Origin of the sequence: Sphingobium sp., from assembly GCF_041987595.1 — a bacterium.
In the GTDB taxonomy this organism is placed as follows: Bacteria; Pseudomonadota; Alphaproteobacteria; order Sphingomonadales; family Sphingomonadaceae; genus Sphingobium.
The window spans coordinates 1-17110 of sequence record NZ_JBHIWJ010000086.1; the positions used below are offsets into that span (position 1 = coordinate 1).

16 protein-coding genes are annotated in these 17110 nt (G+C 64.6%); 11 read left to right on the top strand and 5 right to left on the bottom strand.

The window, feature by feature from the left end; translation table 11 throughout:
• Both ACFC3J_RS17460 and ACFC3J_RS17465 read right to left on the bottom strand, forming a co-directional pair.
• On the bottom strand, positions 1 to 2383 hold a 2383-nt coding region (locus ACFC3J_RS17460), incomplete at its 3' end, for an efflux RND transporter permease subunit (RefSeq protein WP_375197376.1).
• Positions 2384 to 2492: 109 nt separating this feature from the next.
• Positions 2493 to 3665, bottom strand: coding sequence for an efflux RND transporter periplasmic adaptor subunit (locus ACFC3J_RS17465; RefSeq protein WP_375197377.1), 1173 nt, complete (start codon positions 3663 to 3665; stop codon positions 2493 to 2495).
• A 189-nt stretch (positions 3666 to 3854) separates the two neighbouring features.
• Here ACFC3J_RS17465 and ACFC3J_RS17470 point away from each other — a divergent pair, with 189 nt between their 5' ends.
• A complete protein-coding gene (locus ACFC3J_RS17470) occupies positions 3855 to 4103 on the top strand; it encodes a GlsB/YeaQ/YmgE family stress response membrane protein (RefSeq protein WP_375197378.1) in 249 nt (82 codons plus the stop codon).
• Positions 4104 to 4164: 61 nt separating this feature from the next.
• Here the strand turns inward: ACFC3J_RS17470 and ACFC3J_RS17475 are convergent, their stop codons facing one another.
• The 3 genes from ACFC3J_RS17475 to ACFC3J_RS17485 all read right to left on the bottom strand — a co-directional run bounded on the left by ACFC3J_RS17475 (position 4165) and on the right by ACFC3J_RS17485 (position 5284).
• Positions 4165 to 4419, bottom strand: coding sequence for a GlsB/YeaQ/YmgE family stress response membrane protein (locus tag ACFC3J_RS17475; RefSeq protein ID WP_046762223.1), 255 nt, complete (start codon positions 4417 to 4419; stop codon positions 4165 to 4167).
• A 159-nt stretch (positions 4420 to 4578) separates the two neighbouring features.
• Complete coding sequence (locus ACFC3J_RS17480) at positions 4579 to 4878, bottom strand: DUF1153 domain-containing protein (protein WP_007687284.1); 300 nt, start codon at positions 4876 to 4878, stop codon at positions 4579 to 4581.
• Between the two features lie 109 nt (positions 4879 to 4987).
• Complete coding sequence (locus ACFC3J_RS17485) at positions 4988 to 5284, bottom strand: hypothetical protein (protein ID WP_375197379.1); 297 nt, start codon at positions 5282 to 5284, stop codon at positions 4988 to 4990.
• 100 nt (positions 5285 to 5384) lie between these two features.
• On the opposite strand from ACFC3J_RS17485, the gene mnmA reads away from it, so the two are divergent.
• From mnmA to ACFC3J_RS17535, 10 genes are all read left to right on the top strand, one after another.
• Positions 5385 to 6491, top strand: a complete 1107-nt coding sequence (gene mnmA, locus ACFC3J_RS17490; RefSeq protein ID WP_375197380.1) for a tRNA 2-thiouridine(34) synthase MnmA — start codon at positions 5385 to 5387, stop codon at positions 6489 to 6491.
• A gap of 41 nt (positions 6492 to 6532) precedes the next feature.
• Positions 6533 to 7195 carry an ATP phosphoribosyltransferase gene (hisG, locus tag ACFC3J_RS17495; RefSeq protein WP_375197381.1) on the top strand — a complete coding sequence of 221 codons (663 nt, stop codon included), beginning with the start codon at positions 6533 to 6535 and terminating at the stop codon, positions 7193 to 7195.
• The gene (gene hisD / locus ACFC3J_RS17500) at positions 7185 to 8474 is read left to right on the top strand and encodes a histidinol dehydrogenase (protein WP_375197382.1); all 1290 of its coding nucleotides are present in this window, start codon (positions 7185 to 7187) and stop codon (positions 8472 to 8474) included. The genes hisG and hisD overlap by 11 nt, the downstream gene beginning before the upstream one ends.
• A gap of 87 nt (positions 8475 to 8561) precedes the next feature.
• Positions 8562 to 9008, top strand: a complete 447-nt coding sequence (gene nusB / locus ACFC3J_RS17505; RefSeq protein WP_375197383.1) for a transcription antitermination factor NusB — start codon at positions 8562 to 8564, stop codon at positions 9006 to 9008.
• 24 nt (positions 9009 to 9032) lie between these two features.
• Positions 9033 to 9947: a thiamine-phosphate kinase gene (gene thiL / locus ACFC3J_RS17510; RefSeq protein ID WP_375197384.1), complete on the top strand. Its 915-nt coding sequence runs from the start codon at positions 9033 to 9035 to the stop codon at positions 9945 to 9947.
• A 241-nt stretch (positions 9948 to 10188) separates the two neighbouring features.
• A complete protein-coding gene (locus ACFC3J_RS17515; RefSeq protein WP_375197385.1) occupies positions 10189 to 12312 on the top strand; it encodes a sodium-translocating pyrophosphatase in 2124 nt (707 codons plus the stop codon).
• Between the two features lie 339 nt (positions 12313 to 12651).
• Positions 12652 to 13332, top strand: a complete 681-nt coding sequence (locus ACFC3J_RS17520) for a DUF2490 domain-containing protein (RefSeq protein ID WP_375197389.1) — start codon at positions 12652 to 12654, stop codon at positions 13330 to 13332.
• Positions 13333 to 13463: 131 nt separating this feature from the next.
• Positions 13464 to 14588: an 8-amino-7-oxononanoate synthase gene (locus ACFC3J_RS17525; protein ID WP_375197386.1), complete on the top strand. Its 1125-nt coding sequence runs from the start codon at positions 13464 to 13466 to the stop codon at positions 14586 to 14588.
• Entirely contained in the window at positions 14585 to 15199 is a 615-nt protein-coding gene (gene bioD, locus ACFC3J_RS17530; protein WP_375197387.1) for a dethiobiotin synthase, read from the top strand. Before ACFC3J_RS17525 ends, bioD begins: the two co-directional genes overlap by 4 nt.
• A gap of 121 nt (positions 15200 to 15320) precedes the next feature.
• On the top strand, positions 15321 to 17110 hold a 1790-nt coding region (locus tag ACFC3J_RS17535), incomplete at its 3' end, for a M13 family metallopeptidase (RefSeq protein ID WP_375197388.1).

Below are 17110 nucleotides of genomic sequence, written 5' to 3' on the forward strand. Positions count from 1 at the left end.
ATTCGATATCGGCGACGACCTTCAGCGGCACGGAACCGCCGTTGACCGTGGGCACCGGCATATTCTCTATGGTGGAGAGGTCCCGGCGGCTGTTTTCAGCAATCGATACGCGGATCGGGATCTGCCGGTCCGACAGCGAGAATTTGGCGCTGTTCTGGTCAATGTCGCCAATGGTCGCGACGCGGATCGTCTGGCTGAGCGCGGCGGTCGTCACCCCCATGCTGGCGGCCAGGTCGAAGCGCGGCTTGATGACGATTTCGGGCCGGTTCATGTCGCCCTGCACGCGGGGCGCGCGCAGTTCCCGGATGCCCGCCATTTCCCTGACCAGCCTGTTGGCGGTATTTTCCAGCAGGACCGGATCGTCGCTGCCGAACATGATGATGATGTCGCGGCCGAAGCCGCCGCCCGATTGCGACTGGAAATTGACCCGCGCATCGGCGACCTGCTGGAATTTGGGCGCCATCCTGCGTTCCCAGTCGACCGAACTGGTCGGCCGGTCCTTGCGCAGCGTCAGGAAGATGTCGGCGCCGGTGGTCTGGATGTCGGCAAAGGCGGCGTCGACCGTATCCCTGTCCGCAGCCAGCATGTCCGCGACCTTCCGGGTGATCGCCGTGGTCTGTTCCAGCGTGCTGCCGGGCACGGTTTCGATCTTCACCTGGCTGAAATCGGTGTCCATGGTCGGCTGAAACGACATGGGCAGCGTGCCGAAGGCGGCGATCGTCGCGAGGAAGGCGACGAAGCCGAATCCCAGCGTCCAGATGCGATGGTCGCGAAGCCAGGCCGTGAAACGCGCCGCGCCGCCGCGCGCGCGGTGGGCGATGGCCCGGCGTTCGTCCAGCGACCAGCGCAGGATCGACATATAGACGTCCATCAACCAGCCTTCGCCGTGGCTTTCCTGGCCATGGGCCTTGAGGAAATAGGCCGCGACCATGGGCGTGATCAGGCGCGCGACGGCCAGGCTCAAGAGCACGGCGACCACGACCGTCAGGCCGAACTGGATGAAGAACTGGCCGGAAATGCCCGGCATCATGCCGACCGGCAGGAACACCGCGACGATCGCGCTGGTGGTCGCCAGCACGGCGAGGCCGATCTCGTCGGCGGCGTCGATCGCGGCCTGATAGGCGCTTTTGCCCATGCGCATGTGGCGGACGATATTCTCGATCTCCACGATCGCGTCGTCGACCAGCACGCCCGCCACGAGGCTGAGGGCCAGCAAAGAGGTCATGTTGAGCGTGAAACCCATCATGTCCATGAACCAGAAGGCGGGAATGGCCGACAGCGGGATCGCCAGCGCGGAAATGATCGTCGCCCGCCAGTCGCGCAGGAACAGGAAGACGATGACCACCGCCAGCACGGCGCCCTCTATCATCGCCGCGATGGCGGAATGATATTGGCTCTTGGTATATTCCACGCTGGTGTAGAGCTGCTTATACTGGACCTTGGGATTTTCCTTCTTCAGCTGGTCCAGCACCTTCATCGCCTCGTCGAATACGGTGACGTCGGACGCGCCCTTGGCCTTTTCCATGCTGAAGCTGGTCACCTGCCGTCCGTTCATCAGCGACAGGGAACGCTGTTCGGCATACATGTCGCGGACATCGGCCAGATCGGCGAGCTTGACCGTGCGGCCGCCGGAAATGGCGATCTGGGTCTGGCCCAGCGCGTAGGCGTCGCGCGCGTTGCCGAGCACGCGGATCGCCTGTTCGGCGCCGGCAATCTCGGTGCGGCCACCCGCCGCATTCAGGTTCACCTGCTGAAGCTGCTGGTTGACCTGCGACGCGGTGATGCCATGCGATTGCAGCTTGGCAGGATTCAGGATGACGCGGATTTCGCGGCTGACGCCGCCGCCGCGCTTGACCGCCGCCATGCCGGGCACCGCCAGCAATCGCTTGGCGATGGTGTTGTCGACATACCAGGACAGCTCCTCCAGCGTCATGTCGGTGGCTTCGGCGCTGAAATAGGCGATCGGCCCGCCGTCAATGTCGACGCGGCTGACCTGGGGCTCCAGAATTCCTTCGGGCAGGTCGCTGCGGATCTGATCCACGGCATTCTTCACGTCGTTGACGGCGCGGTCGACCGGGGTTCCGATCTGGAACTGGACATTGGTGTTGGATTCGCCTTCCGACACCCAGGAAGTGATCTCGTCCACGCCGCTGATGCCGCGCACGGCGGCCTCGATCCGCTGGGTGACCTGCGTTTCCAGTTCGGTGGGCGCGGCGCCGGGCTGCCGCACCACGACGCTGGCCATGGGGAAGCTGATGTCGGGCTGCTGGTTGACGTCCATCCGACCGAAACTGACCATCCCCGCCAGCAGCAGAGCAACGAACAACACGATCGGCGACACCGGATTGCGGATCGCCCAAGCGGAAATATTGCGAAAACTCATGACGGCTTCCTCGCCTGCCGGTGGGCGCGCGACTTTCCGTCGTCGCATCGATTCCAGTGGAAAACCGGCTTCCACCTTTCCGCACGATGCTCAGGCGCGCCCCGCCGCTTCATTTCGACTTGCTGACTTCTGGCTTCACCTTCTGCCCCGGCGTCAGGAAAGCGCCGGCCGAAGCGACGATGCGTTCATCGCCATTGAGACCGTTCAGGATGGACACGCCCGCATCAGTCACCTGACCGATCTTGACGTCGCGCCGCTGCACTGCGTCGCGGCCGTTGACGACATAGACATAATTCCCCTTCTCGTCGCTCTGCACCGCCGATTCCGGCAGCATCGGCGCCGAACCCGTGCCGCTGACGATCGCCGCGGAGGCGAAGCCGCCCGGACGGATCGCGGGATTATAGGGAATGGCGATGCGGGCGATGCCCTGGCGGTTCTGATTGTCGACCACCGGTGAAATCTGCCAGATGCGCCCGGCAAACTGCGCCGTGCCGCCAATGGGCGTCACGGTCGCGCCATTGCCGACGCGCAGCGCCGCCAGATCGCCTTCGCTGACCTGCGCCAGCATTTCCATCTCACCACCCTTGGCCATACGAAACAGCACGGCGCTGCCCGAACCCACGATCTGGCCCGGCTCGACCCCGCGGGTCAGCACCAGCCCGGCGGCCGGAGCGCGGATGTCCAGCCGCCCGGTGCGGGCGCGCTGTTCGGCGAGCTGGGCGATCGCGACATTGACGCGGGCGTTGGCGGCGTCGCGGGTGGCGGTGCGCTGATCGATATCGGCCTGGCTGATGAAGCCGCGCGATACCAGCGCCTTCGCGCGGTCGAGCTGCGCCTGCGCCAGTTTGGCGTCGGCGCGGTTCACTTCCACCTGGGCGGCCAGCGATCGGATCTGCTCGGTCTGTACCGATCGTTCGACGGTCGCCAGAACCTGCCCGGCGCGCACCCAGTCGCCCGGCTGCACCAGCACCCGCGTCACCGCGCCGCCTTCACCCACAACGCCCACAGGCATTTCCACCCGCGCGGCCAGCGATCCGGTCGCGTTGATGGTGTGCGATACCATCGACTGGCCTGGGCTGATGACCGTGACGACCGGGGCCTGGGTCGCATTCGCCGGGATTTCCGCGCCCTTGCCGCGCATGCTGACCCAAGCGGCCACCGTCACCAGAATGATAGCGATAACAGCGCCGATGACGATTCGACGGCGCCACAGAGGTTGCCCATCCTGCTCGTCAAGCATGTCTACCGGCACGTCACCGACCACTGGGGTTTCATAATTCATCGTAAATCCATCTTTCGGCATGACGCCGTGCGGCTGCTGTATTATATGAATACATCACCCGGCTCAAGCCCTCAAATATGCCGCTACCCAACTGCGTGGCAGAAGCGCTTCAGCATGGGGGCGCCGCCCCTTGCCAAAGGCGTCCGACTGTGGCGCTATGTCCCTTGCTATAGCGGGTGGAGGGCGTGAATGGAATTGCTGGGATGGCTGGTCGTGGGCCTGTTGGCGGGCGCGATTGCCCGGCTGGTGATGCCCGGCCGCGATCCGGGGGGCTGCGTGGTCACCATCCTGCTGGGCATCGCCGGCGCGCTGCTGGCGGGCTATGTCGGAAGGATGCTCGGCATCTATGCGCCGGGGGAGCAGGCAAGCTTCATCGCCGCCATATTGGGGTCGATCGCGGTTCTGGGTCTATACCGCTTCTTTGTCGGACGGAACTGACATCAGGAAAAGGGCCGCGCCATCGCAATGACGCGGCCCTTTTCGCAGGACGACGGGTGGGTTAGCGGACGGATCCCCGACGGACCAGATTGACGATCGCCAGCAATATGATCGCGCCGACCAGCGAGACCAGGAAGCTGTAAAGCGTCAGGCCTTCATTGATCGAACCGCCACTGAAGATCAGGCCGCCGACGAATGCGCCGACGATACCCACGACGATGTTCAGCAGGATGCCCTGCTGCGCGTCGGTGCGCATGACCATGCTGGCGAGCCAGCCGATGATGCCGCCGACGACAAGCCACAAAATGATGCCCATTTCTCACTCTCCTTGGACCACAGCCCCTTTCGGGTAGGCTGACAGGTTCAACGTCAGAAACAGGCTTTGCGTTCCATAAACCCCGGTTGGCCGGAAAAGCGCAGGGCCGCCGGATGGTTGATCCGGCGGCCCTGCTGCGGTGCGACCCTTTGAGAAAGTTCAGTATTTCTGCTGACGTTCGTAGAGGGACTTGTAATATTGGATGCGCGTCACGCGCAGGCCGTGCATGCCGGAACGGTCTACGGCGCGCTGCCAGCTCGCAAATTCCTCCAGCGTCAGCGAATAGCGGGCGCAGGCTTCATCCACGGTCAGCAGACCGCCATTGACGGCCGCGACGACCTCCGCTTTGCGGCGTACGACCCAGCGGGTCGTATCCACCGGCGGCAGGCTTTCCAGAGTCAGGGGTTCTCCGAGCGGCCCTACGACCTGTGCGGGTCTGATTTTCTGGTTTTCGATCATTATCACCCTCAAGTAAGCGGCACTGGCATTGCCGATTTCAGCAGTGCGAAACTGTCTGCGCCCCAAGCCCTGAACAGGGCCTAAAGCGCCACGGTAAACGCCCCCTTCATCATCCCTGCCCCACTCTTAAACGGTTCGCGATCAACGGGTTAAAGCTGCCCGCGAGCCCTGCGGCCTCGATATTGCCGCTGGAACGTGGCGCGAGAATATCGGCCAGTTCCTGGATCCAGTCGCCTTCGATTTCCTGCCCCCGCAGGACCTCCGCCACCGCCAATGCGGTCGGGCTGGCAGCCTGCGCCGCCGCCGAAGCGGCCCGCAGGGACGGCCAGACCGGCACGCGTCGCCGGCCAGAAGGCTTGACGAAGCTGGGCTTCAGCCCGCCTGTCCGAAGGAATCCCAAATCCATGGAAAGCCGGTGTAGGGGCTAAAGGATAAGGTCCGGTAAACTTGCCCGTCGATTTTGGTGAGAGGTGCAATTTGGTTCGAATGGGATTATAGGGCCGCCCATGCAGCCCCAGTTCCAGCTTCCTGAGCCGCTCGATGCGCGGCGGATCGTTGTCGCCATGTCGGGCGGCGTGGACTCCAGCGTCGTGGCCGCGCTCGCCGCCCGCACGGGGGCGGAGACCATCGGCGTGACGCTCCAGCTCTACGATCATGGCGCGGCGGTCGGGCGGACCGGAAGCTGCTGCGCCGGGCAGGACATCCGGGATGCGCGGGCGGTCGCAGACCGCATCGGAATTTCCCATTATGTCTTTGATTATGAAAGCCGGTTCCGGGAATCGGTGATTTCCGACTTTGCCGACGAATATATGGCCGGCCGCACGCCAATCCCCTGCGTGAAGTGCAATATGGGGGTGAAGTTCACCGACCTGTTTCAGATTGCGCGGGACCTGGGGGCGGACTGCCTTGCCACCGGCCATTATGTGCGTCGGATGGAGGGGCCGCAGGGTGCCGAACTGCATCGCGCCGTCGATCCGGCACGGGACCAGAGTTATTTTCTCTTCGCCACGACTCAGGCGCAACTGGATTATCTGCGCTTTCCTCTTGGAGGTTTGCCCAAGCCGCAGGTTCGCGAAATCGCGGCCGAGCTGGGCCTGTCGGTGGCGATGAAGCCGGACAGTCAGGACATCTGTTTCGTGCCCGATGGCGACTATGCCAAGATCGTCCGCAAGCTGCGCCCCGATGCCGATGAGAGTGGGCAGATCGTCCATATCGACGGACGCGTGATGGGCACGCACAAGGGGATGATCCATTATACTGTCGGCCAGCGTAAGGGGCTGGAGATTGGCGGGCAGGCCGAGCCGCTCTACGTCGTGCGGCTGGATGCCGAAGGGCGGCGCGTGATCGTCGGCCCCAGGGCTGCGCTGGCGGTATCGGCAGCGCGGCTTTCCGACATCAATTGGCTGGGTGGCGATTTCAGCGGGCCATTGACCGCCAAGGTGCGCTCGATGGCCAAGCCCGTTCCCGCGCGGCTGGAGGGCGAACGGCTGGTGTTCGACGCGCCCGAATATGGCGTCGCGCCGGGGCAGGCGGCGGTGCTCTATGCGGGTGAGCGGGTGCTGGGCGGCGGCTGGATCGCGGCAACGGAAGCCGCGATGGCCGAGGCTGCATGAACCTTGTCCTTTCGCGCCGTCGCAAGTAAGGCCCGCCCGTCATGACTCGTCCGCTCACCTTCGCCATTCCCAAGGGGCGCATCCTCGATGAAGCGCTGCCCCTGCTCGCCAAAGCCGGAATCGAGCCGGAGGCGGAGTTCCATGACAAGAAGAGCCGGGCGCTGCGCTTCGCCACCAATCGTCCCGATGTGTCGATCATCCGCGTGCGGGCCTTCGACGTGGCGACCTTTGTGGCGCATGGTGCGGCGCAGATCGGCATCGTCGGCTCGGATGTGCTGGAAGAGTTTGATTATTCAGAGATCTACGCGCCGGTCGACCTCGACATGGGGCATTGCCGCCTGTCGGTGGCTGAACCCGTCGGCCTGGCGGATGAGGATGAGGCGGCGCTCAGCCATGTGCGGGTCGCAACCAAATATCCTTATCTGACACGCAGATATTATGAGGCGCGAGGCATTCAGGCCGAATGCGTGAAACTGAACGGCGCGATGGAACTGGCGCCGTCGCTGGGCCTTTCGCGACGGATCGTCGACCTCGTATCCTCGGGCGCCACGCTCAAGGCCAATGGCCTCGTTGAAACCAGCGTGATCATGCAGGTGTCGGCGCGGCTGATCGTCAATCGCGCCGCCTACAAGATGCGCTCGGCGGAACTGACGCCGCTGGTGGAAGCCTTCCGCAAGGCCGTGGGGGTGCGGGATGTCGCTTAGGCTCGACAGCCGAGACGCGGATTTCGCCGCCGCCTTCACCGCGCTGGTCGACGCCCGGCGCGAGGCCGATGAGGATGTGTCGCGCGACGTGACCGCGATCCTCAAGCGCGTGCGGGCGGAGGGTGACGCGGCGCTCGCCGATTATACCAGCCGTTTCGACCGGCACGATCTGGACGTCAGCGGCTGGGCGGTGACGCCAGCGGAATGTCGCGCCGCGCTGGAGGGGATTTCCACCGAGTTGCGCGACGCGCTGGAACTCGCGGCGGCGCGGATCACCGCCTATCATGAAAAACAGAAGCCGCAGGACAGTGACAGCGTCGACGCGGCGGGCGTGCGTCTGGGCGCGCGTTGGAGCGCCGTCGATGCGGCGGGCCTTTATGTGCCGGGCGGGCGGGCGGCCTATCCCAGTTCGCTGCTGATGAACGTGATCCCGGCCAAGGTCGCGGGCGTGTCGCGCATCGCGATGGTGACGCCGACCCCTAATGGCGAGATCAATCCGCTGGTGCTCGCCGCCGCGCAGATCGCGGGGATCGAGGAAATCTGGCGCGTCGGCGGTGCCCAGGCGGTGGCCGCGCTCGCCTATGGCACGAATCTGATCAGGCCGGTCGACGTCATCACCGGCCCCGGCAATGCCTGGGTCGCGGAGGCCAAGCGACAGCTTTACGGCGTGGTCGGTATCGACATGGTCGCCGGGCCTTCCGAAATCGTCGTGGTGGCCGACGGGAAGAACAATCCCGACTGGATCGCCGCTGACCTTCTCAGCCAGTCGGAGCATGACCCGACCAGCCAGTCGATCCTGTTCACTGACGATGCCGCCTTTGCCGATGCGGTGGCGGCGGCGGTGCAAAAGCGCCTGCCGCTGCTGGCGACGCAGGCGGTGGCCAGCGCAAGCTGGAATGCCAATGGCGCGATCATCGTCGTTCGCGACTTCGAAGAGGCGATGCCGCTGGTCGATCGTCTGGCCGCCGAGCATCTGGAGCTGGCGGTGGACGATCCCGATGCGCTGTTTGCCCGGGTGCGCCATGCCGGATCGGTGTTCCTGGGCCGCATGACGCCTGAGGCGGTGGGCGATTATGTCGCCGGGCCGAACCATGTGCTGCCGACCGGGCGTCGGGCGCGCTTCTCCTCGGGCCTGTCGGTGCTGGACTTCATGAAGCGGACCAGCTTCCTCAGTCTCGATCAGAACAGCATCGATGTCATCGGTCCTGCCGCCGTCGCGCTGGCCGAGGCGGAGGGGCTTCCGGCGCATGCGGCGTCGGTCGCGCTGCGGCTCAAATAATCCGATTGCTCCGCTGTTCAGGCGGGGCCATTTTTCCACCACGGACCGGTTTCGACATTTCCGGTCCGAACGGCTATGGACCTGTTGATGAACGATCGCTCCAAATCCCGCTCCGCCGCGCGCCTTGCCGCGGTTCAGGCGCTCTACCAGCTCGAAATGGAAGGCACGCCGCTTCATCTGCTGCTGCATGAATTCCACCAGCATCGTCTGGGCGCGACCATCGAGGACGTGACCTATGCGCAGGCGGAAGAGAATTTCTTCGACGATGTCGTGCAGGGGGTAGACCGCCGCCGGGGCGAGATTGATGCCCTTATCGTGGCGCGTCTCTCCAAGGGGTGGAGCCTGGAGCGGCTCGACAAGCCGATGCGGCAGATCCTGCGTGCGGGCACCTATGAGCTGCTCGCCCGCAAGGATGTGGCGACCGGCACCGTCATCAGCGAATATGTCGATGTCGCCCACGCCTTCTACGACAAGCGGGAGGCGGGTTTTGTGAACGGCCTGCTCGACGCGGTGGCGAAGGACGTCCGGAAATAGACATATCGGGAATGGGGAAGAGCCATGTCCGCTGAATCCCGTTTCCTGACCCTGCTGCGCCTGCTGGCGAATGACCCTGCCGCTCAGGGTTTGCAGGACGATGTCGCCGTGCTGGAGGTCGGCGGCACCCGCCTGATCCTTACCAGCGATACGATGGTGGAGGGGGTGCATTATCTTCCTGCCGACCCACCGGCAGATATTGGCTGGAAGCTGGCGGCAGTGAACCTGTCCGACCTCGCCGCCAAGGGCGCCAAGCCGATCGGCTGCCTGCTCAACTATGCACTGTCGGGCGATGATGCGTGGGACGCGGCTTTCCTCGAAGGGCTGGGCGAGGCCCTCGCTCGTCACGCTATGCCGCTCTTGGGCGGCGACACGGTGAAGATGCCCAGGGGCGCGCCCCGCAGCTACAGCCTCACCGCTCTGGGCGAAGCGACCGGCCCGGTTCCGGTGCGCGGCGGCGCGCAGGCGGGCGACCGGCTCTATCTGACCGGCCCGGTAGGAGATGCGGGGGTCGGTCTCGACCTGGTCCGGACCATGCCGGGCGCGTCAGGGCCGCTCGTCGAGGCCTATCGCCGTCCGCGCCCGCGTCTGGCGGAGGGCGCGCTGCTCGCCCGCCATGTTCATGCGATGATGGACGTGTCCGACGGCCTGCTGATCGACGCTGCGCGCATGGCAGAGGCGAGCGGCCTCGCCGTGGCCATCGACCATATTCCGCTCTCCCCCGCGCTGGAGGCGACCCGCGGGGCCAGCAGCGCGGTCCAGATCGCCGCAGCCCGGGCGGGCGACGATTATGAACTGCTCTTCGCGCTTCCCGCCGCGATCAGACCGCCGGTCCGGGCCATTCCGGTAGGCCACTTCACCAGGGGCGAGGGGCTGACGCTGCTGATCGACGGGGTTGCCTTTCCGCTGCCCGACCGGCTCGGCTGGGAACATGGTTGACGTCTCCCATTCTTAATGGCCTGATTCGTAATGGGTTGACGCCGCCTGTCTGCCCTGTAGCTTCACCCGCGACCTTTCTCAGCCCAATAGGACCGCATGATGTGCGTGAGCCTGATGCTGATTGACGCGGTGCCCGACGCCGGAAGCGCTTGTTCCGGCCGCCCGCCCTTACGCCCTTCGCTCGCCCGTCATTCCCTGCGGAGCGGCCGATGACAGGCATAACAGGGGGAGAGGAACATTCATGCAGATTGTCTCGATTGCCATAGGGTGCGGCCTGCTGGCCGTGCTCTACGGCGTTTTCACCAGTCGACAGGTGCTGGCGGCCTCCGCCGGCAACGATGTCATGCAACAGATTGCGGGCGCGATTCAGGAGGGCGCCAAGGCCTATCTGGGCCGCCAATATATGACCATCGCCATGGTCGGCGCTGTCGTCGCGGCACTGGTCTTCTTCTTCCTGGGCGTCACTTCCGCGATAGGGTTTCTGATCGGCGCACTGCTGTCGGGCGCGGCGGGTTTCATCGGCATGAACATTTCGGTGCGCGCCAATGTCCGCACCGCCGAAGCCGCCCGCGACACGCTGCAAAGCGGGCTGACCGTGGCTTTTCGGGCGGGCGCCATCACCGGCATGCTGGTGGCCGGGCTGGCTCTGCTCGCGATCAGCGTCTTCTTCTGGTATCTGACCGGACCTGCAGGCCATGCGCCCGATGACCGGCTGGTGATCGACTCTCTGGTGGCTCTCGCCTTCGGCGCCAGCCTCATTTCCATCTTCGCGCGTCTGGGCGGCGGAATCTTCACCAAGGCGGCGGACGTCGGCGCGGATCTGGTCGGCAAGGTCGAGGCGGGAATCCCGGAGGACGACCCGCGCAACCCCGCCGTGATCGCGGACAATGTGGGCGACAATGTCGGCGACTGCGCGGGCATGGCAGCCGACCTGTTTGAAACCTATGTGGTGACGGTCGGCGCGACGATGGTGCTGACCGCGCTGCTGGTGAAGGGCGTTGACAATGCCTTCCTGATGCAACTCATGTCGCTGCCGCTGATCGTCGGCGGCGTGTGCATCATCACCTCGATCATCGGCACCTACATGGTGCGGCTGGGCGCCAGCCAGTCGATCATGGGCGCGCTGTACAAGGGCTTCTGGACGACGGCGATCCTCTCGATCCCGGCGCTCTACGCGGTAACGCAGTTCACCCTGGGCGATCTCAATGCCCGCTTCGGCGCCGATCTGGACGGATCGGGCGGCTATACCGGCATGGCGCTGTTCTGGGCGATGATGGTGGGCCTTGCCGTGACCGGGCTGATCGTCTGGATCACTGAATATTATACCGGCACCAATTACCGCCCGGTGCGCAGCATCGCCCGCGCCTCCGAAACCGGCCATGGCACCAACGTCATTCAGGGGCTGGCGGTGAGCCTGGAAGCCACGGCGCTGCCCACGCTGGTGATCGTGGCCGGTATCATCGTCGCCCATCAACTGGCGGGCCTGATCGGCATCGCCTTCGCCGCGACGGCCATGCTGGCGCTGGCGGGCATGGTCGTGGCGCTGGACGCCTATGGTCCTGTCACCGACAATGCGGGCGGCATCGCGGAAATGTCGCATATGGATGACAGCGTGCGGGTCAGGACCGATGCGCTCGACGCGGTGGGCAACACCACCAAGGCGGTGACCAAAGGCTACGCCATCGGGTCTGCGGGCCTTGCGGCGCTGGTGCTGTTCGGCGCCTATACCGAGGATCTCAAATTCTACAACACGGCGCTCGGCCTGACCGAGCCGGTCGACTTCAGCCTGTCCAACCCCTATGTCATCGTCGGCCTGCTGCTGGGCGCGCTGCTTCCCTATCTGTTCGGCGCTATGGGGATGACCGCCGTGGGCCGCGCGGCCGGCGACGTGGTGAAGGACGTGCGCGACCAGTTCGCCACCAACAAGGGGATCATGGAGGGCACGGCGCGGCCCAACTACGCCCGCACGGTGGACCTCGTCACCCGCGCCGCGATCAAGGAGATGATCGTCCCCAGCCTGCTTCCCGTGCTGGCGCCGATCATCGTCTATTTCGCGATCTCGGCGGTCGCGGGCACATCCAATGGCTTTGCGGCCCTGGGTGCGCTGCTTCTGGGCGTGATCGTGTCCGGTCTGTTCGTGGCCATTTCGATGACCTCGGGGGGCGGCGCCTGGGACAATGCCAAGAAGTTCATCGAGGACGGCAATCATGGCGGCAAGGGCAGCGAAGCCCACAAGGCTGCGGTGACCGGCGACACCGTCGGCGATCCCTATAAGGATACGGCCGGCCCGGCGGTGAATCCGATGATCAAGATCACCAATATCGTCGCACTGCTGTTGCTTGCGGCGCTGGCGCACGGCGCCTAAGCGCCCGATAAAAAGAAAAGACAGGCAAACGGCCCCGTTCCATAAAATGGACGGGGCTTTTTTGCGGCCAGTGCTGCCAGGGGGCAGGGGCAAAGACCATGGCGCCCGCAAGAAGGAGCAGCACCCGACCTTGCCGCCATGTCGCCGGCTCATTTCGCCGCGCAATTTTCTACGCCGATCCTGCTGCTGCATGGGAGGAAGGATCGCCGCGTGCAGGCAGCCGGTCATGCGAAACGGCGGAAAAGCGGATCGCAACAAATTGGCAATGTAATAGTCACAAAAGAGTCACTCATTGGTCATATTGGCCCCGCCAACGCCACAAGGCGGGGGAGAAACATGATGCGATTGATCACCAGAATGCTGCCGGCGCTCGCCGCCCTCGCCTTTCCGGCCGTGGCCCATGCCAGCGAGGACGAACAGCTCTGGACCACCGCCAGCGCGACGGTAAAGCTGAGCGACCATTGGCGCTTTTCGCAAGAGGTCGTCGGCCGGTTCAGCAATGATCGCGACGGCCTGTATGAAATCGAGATGAACTCGCTGATCGGCTACAGGATCAGCAAGAAGGTGACGGTCTGGGCCGGCTATACCCATGATCCGCAATATGATGGCGGCGATTTCACGGTGATGGAGCATCGGGGCCGTCAGCAGGTCACTTTCGACAATATCGTCAGGATCGGACCCGGCCAGCTGAGCGCCCGCCTGCGTCTGGAGCAGCGCTGGCGCGAGGGCATCGACGGCACCGCCTGGCGTTTGCGTCCCTATGTCAAATATGTGCTGCCCTTCAGGGAAGGCGGCAAGACGGCGCTGGTGCTGAGCCATGAGAGCTTCATCGACCTCAACACCACCAATTTCCAGCGGGTCGAGGGCGAGGAGCGGATGCGCAACCTGATCGCCATCACCACGCCGGTCGCGAAGAATGTGAATGCGGAGATCGGCTATCTGCACCAGCATGGCTTCCGCTCGGATGCCGATGATCCGAACGACAATGTCGCGTCCTTTTCGCTGAGCTTCAACTTCTAGGCGGAATTGGGTTTCGGTCATTTGCGGACGTGACGTCCTTGCCCCAGGCGTAGCTCCCCCGCCCGCCGGCATGACCGCCATTTGCCGGACATGCTTGCCCCCCCGCGCCATGCGCGCCTATAGCGCGGTCCATGACCAGCGAACCCTTCCGCTCGCAACTGGCTGCGCTTGAAAAACGCGGCCGCCTGCGCCGTCTGGTGCCCCGCGCCGGGCGGGACTTTGCTTCCAACGATTATCTCGGCCTCGCGTCAGACCCCATCATCGGACAGGCCGTCGCCGACGCAGTGGCGCGGGGCGTGCCGGTCGGATCGGGTGGATCGCGGCTGTTGCGGGGCAATGCGCCCGAGCATGAAGGGCTGGAGGCGAAGGCTGCCGATTTCTTCAAGACGCAGGCGGCGCTGTTCATGGCGAACGGCTTTGCCGCCAATCTTGCGCTGTTTTCGACGCTGCCGCAGCGCGGCGACCTGATCGTCGCGGACGAGCTGATCCACGCCAGCGTCCATGACGGCATCCGCATGTCGAAGGCCGTGACCGTCTTTGCCCGGCATAATGAGGTGCAGAGCTTTGCCGACCTGATCGCCGCCTGGCGCGCCGAAGGGGGCAAGGGCCGCATCTGGATCGCTGTGGAGACGCTTTATTCGATGGATGGCGACATGGCGCCGCTGGCCGAACTGGCCACGCTGGCGGCGAAGCATGACGCCATGCTGATCCTCGACGAAGCCCATGGCACGGGCGTGTTCGGGCCTTCCGGTCGTGGCCTGTCTTCCGGCCTCGACGGATTGCACAATGTCGTGACGCTGCACACCTGCGGCAAGGCGATGGGGGTGGAGGGCGCGCTGATCTGCGGGCCGCGGATCTTGATCGACTATCTCATCAACCGTGCCCGCGCCTTCATCTTCTCGACCGCGCCCTCGCCGCTGATGGCGGTGGCGGTGTCCGCGGCGCTCGACCGGATCGAGCAGGCGGACGACCTGCGCGAACGGCTGAAGACGCTGATGGTGGATGCGGCGGAGGTGATCTGCGCGCCGCTGGGCCTGCCCGCGCCGCGCAGCCAGATCGTGCCGGTGGTGCTGGGCGAGGATCGCCGCGCCATGGCGGCGGCCGCCGCCTTGCAGCAGGCGGGCTTCGACGTGCGCGGCATCCGCCCGCCGACCGTGCCGCCGGGCACCAGCCGCCTGCGCATTTCGCTGACGCTTAACGTCGGGCGCGCCGACATCGCGGCGCTGGGCGAGGAATTGCGTCGGGTGCTGGCATGAACGTCTTCATCGTTACCGGCACCGATACCGATATCGGCAAGACGGTGTTCGCGGCGGGCCTGGCCGGTGCATTGGGCGCCTATTATTGGAAACCGGTTCAGGCGGGCATCGATCCTGAAGGCGACAAGGAAAGGGTCGGAGCGCTGTCGGGTCTTCCGGCGTCTCACATCCTGCCCGAAGCCTATCGCCTGAACACGCCCGCCTCGCCGCATCTGGCAGCGCGGATCGATGGGGTGCAGATCAACCTTGACCGGCTGGCCCTGCCGCGGGTGGATGGTCCGCTGGTAGTCGAGGGGGCGGGCGGATTGATGGTCCCCGTCAGCGAGAGCCTGCTGATGATCGACCTGTTCGCCCATTGGGGTGCGCCGGTGATCCTCTGCGCGCGGACGGGATTGGGCACGATCAACCACAGTCTGCTCAGCATCGAAGCGTTGCGGGCGCGAGGTGTCCCGATCGCGGGAATCGCGTTTATCGGGGAGCCGCATGCGGAGAATGAGCGGATCATTCCGCTTTTGGGCAAGGTTCGGTGCCTTGGTCGCCTGCCATATCTCGATCCGCTGGATGCGCGGACGCTGCATCAGACGTTCGCCGGCGCCATAGTGCTTCCCTGAAAGCAGCAAGCGCCGCAAATTTTCGACCAACGACATGGACATCGCCACTTCGGGGCGCTCAATTCCCTGCCATCACGGGCGCGGCTGCGTGGCCTGACCAAATGAAGCAAGGGAAGCTTTGATGAAATATCTCCTCCTCGGCGCGGCAGCTGTTGCGCTGGCCGCCGGCGCGTCAGTCGCCCAAACCGATCCGGCGAAACCGACCTACGGCAGTTACGGTTTCGACAGTGCGGGCATGGACAGGTCGGTAAAGCCCGGCGACGATTTCTACGATTACGCCAACGGCAGCTGGGCGAAAAACACTCCGATTCCGGCCGATAAGTCCAATTATGGTGCATTCAACACGTTGGACGACCTGTCGCGCGAGCGGACCAAAGCCATTCTCGACGCCGCGCAGGCCGATCCGAACAGTAAGATCGGCAACGCCTATGCCAGCTATCTCGACGCCGCCACGGTCGAGAAAAAGGGGCTGACCCCCGCCAGGCCCTGGATCGCGAAGATCAGGGGCGTGAAGGACAAGGCAGGCTATGCGAAGCTTGCCGCCGAAGCCGCGCGCGCGGGCATTGACGGTCCCTTCGGCTTCTACGTCAATCAGGACGACAAGGATCCCGAAACCTACATCCTCGTGCTGCATCAGGATGGCCTTGGCCTGCCCGACCGCGACTTCTACCTTGAGCCCGACGCGAAGATGGCGGCGATCCGCACCGCCTATGTCGCGCATCTGGAGAAGATGCTGACGCTGGCAGGCGAAGCTGACGCCAAGGGCCGCGCCGCTGCGCTGATGGCGTTCGAGACGGAGGTTGCCAAGGTCCACTGGACCCAGGTCGACAGCCGCGACGCCGACAAGACCTATAACAAGATGACGCTGGTGGATTTGCAGAAGACCGCGCCTGGCTTCGATTTCACCGCCTTTTTCGCCGCGAACGGGCTTGCGCCCAGGGATCTGCTGGTGTCGCAGCCAAGCGCCGTCGCCGGCGAAGCCGCGCTGATCGCCGAGGCGCCGATCGGCGTGCTGAAGGATGCGCTGCTGCTGCGCACGCTGCACAGCTATGCCGATGAGTTGCCCGACAGCATCGCCGACGCCAACTTCGCCTTTTACGGGACAACCCTGTCCGGCACGCCGGAGCGTGAAGCGCGCTGGAAGCGGGCGGTGGATTTCCTGAAAGGATCGATGGGCGAGGAAGTCGGCAAGGCCTATGTCGCCAAATATTTCCCGCCCGAAACCAAGGCGGCGATGGACCAGCTGGTCAGGAATGTGATCGCCGCAATGGGCCGTCGCATCGATGGTCTCACCTGGATGAGCGACGTCGCCAAGGCCCGCGCACACAAGAAGCTGGCCGCCTTCACGCCCAAGATCGGCTACCCTGACAAATGGCGCGACTATACCGGTCTGACGATGCGGCGCGACGACCTGTTCGGCAATGCGCTGCGTTCAAACCAGTTCGAGTTCGACTATCAGATGGGCAAGCTGGGCAAGCCGATCTATCGCTGGGAATGGGGTATGACTCCGATGGAAATCAACGCCTATGCCAATTTCGGCATGGTGGAGATCGTCTTCCCCGCCGCGATCCTGCAACCGCCCTTCTTCGATCCCCATGCCGATCCGGCGGTCAACTATGGCGGCATAGGTGCGGTGATCGGCCATGAACTCAGCCATCATTTCGACGATCAGGGCGCGAAATATGACGAGACGGGCAAGCTCAACCAGTGGTGGAGCGACCAGGACGTCGCCAATTTCAAGGCGCTGACCGACAAGCTGGTCAAGCAATATGACGCTTACGAACCGTTCCCCGGCGCGCACGTGAAGGGCGCCTTCACGCTGGGCGAGAATATCGGCGATCTGGCTGGCGTCGCGGTGGCGCTCGATGCCTATCATGCGTCCCTTGGCGGCAAGCCCGCGCCGGTGATCGA

Coding starts and splice junctions, on each gene's coding strand:
- bioD (WP_375197387.1), top strand. CDS start 14,585: ATGAACGTCTTCATCGTTACCGGCACCGATACCGATATCGGCAAGACG.
- ACFC3J_RS17480 (WP_007687284.1), bottom strand. CDS start 4,878: ATGATCGAAAACCAGAAAATCAGACCCGCACAGGTCGTAGGGCCGCTC.
- ACFC3J_RS17525 (WP_375197386.1), top strand. CDS start 13,464: ATGACCAGCGAACCCTTCCGCTCGCAACTGGCTGCGCTTGAAAAACGC.
- nusB (WP_375197383.1), top strand. CDS start 8,562: ATGAACGATCGCTCCAAATCCCGCTCCGCCGCGCGCCTTGCCGCGGTT.
- mnmA (WP_375197380.1), top strand. CDS start 5,385: ATGCAGCCCCAGTTCCAGCTTCCTGAGCCGCTCGATGCGCGGCGGATC.
- ACFC3J_RS17520 (WP_375197389.1), top strand. CDS start 12,652: ATGCGATTGATCACCAGAATGCTGCCGGCGCTCGCCGCCCTCGCCTTT.
- ACFC3J_RS17515 (WP_375197385.1), top strand. CDS start 10,189: ATGCAGATTGTCTCGATTGCCATAGGGTGCGGCCTGCTGGCCGTGCTC.
- ACFC3J_RS17475 (WP_046762223.1), bottom strand. CDS start 4,419: ATGGGCATCATTTTGTGGCTTGTCGTCGGCGGCATCATCGGCTGGCTC.
- ACFC3J_RS17470 (WP_375197378.1), top strand. CDS start 3,855: ATGGAATTGCTGGGATGGCTGGTCGTGGGCCTGTTGGCGGGCGCGATT.
- hisG (WP_375197381.1), top strand. CDS start 6,533: ATGACTCGTCCGCTCACCTTCGCCATTCCCAAGGGGCGCATCCTCGAT.
- ACFC3J_RS17485 (WP_375197379.1), bottom strand. CDS start 5,284: ATGGATTTGGGATTCCTTCGGACAGGCGGGCTGAAGCCCAGCTTCGTC.
- hisD (WP_375197382.1), top strand. CDS start 7,185: ATGTCGCTTAGGCTCGACAGCCGAGACGCGGATTTCGCCGCCGCCTTC.
- ACFC3J_RS17465 (WP_375197377.1), bottom strand. CDS start 3,665: ATGAATTATGAAACCCCAGTGGTCGGTGACGTGCCGGTAGACATGCTT.
- thiL (WP_375197384.1), top strand. CDS start 9,033: ATGTCCGCTGAATCCCGTTTCCTGACCCTGCTGCGCCTGCTGGCGAAT.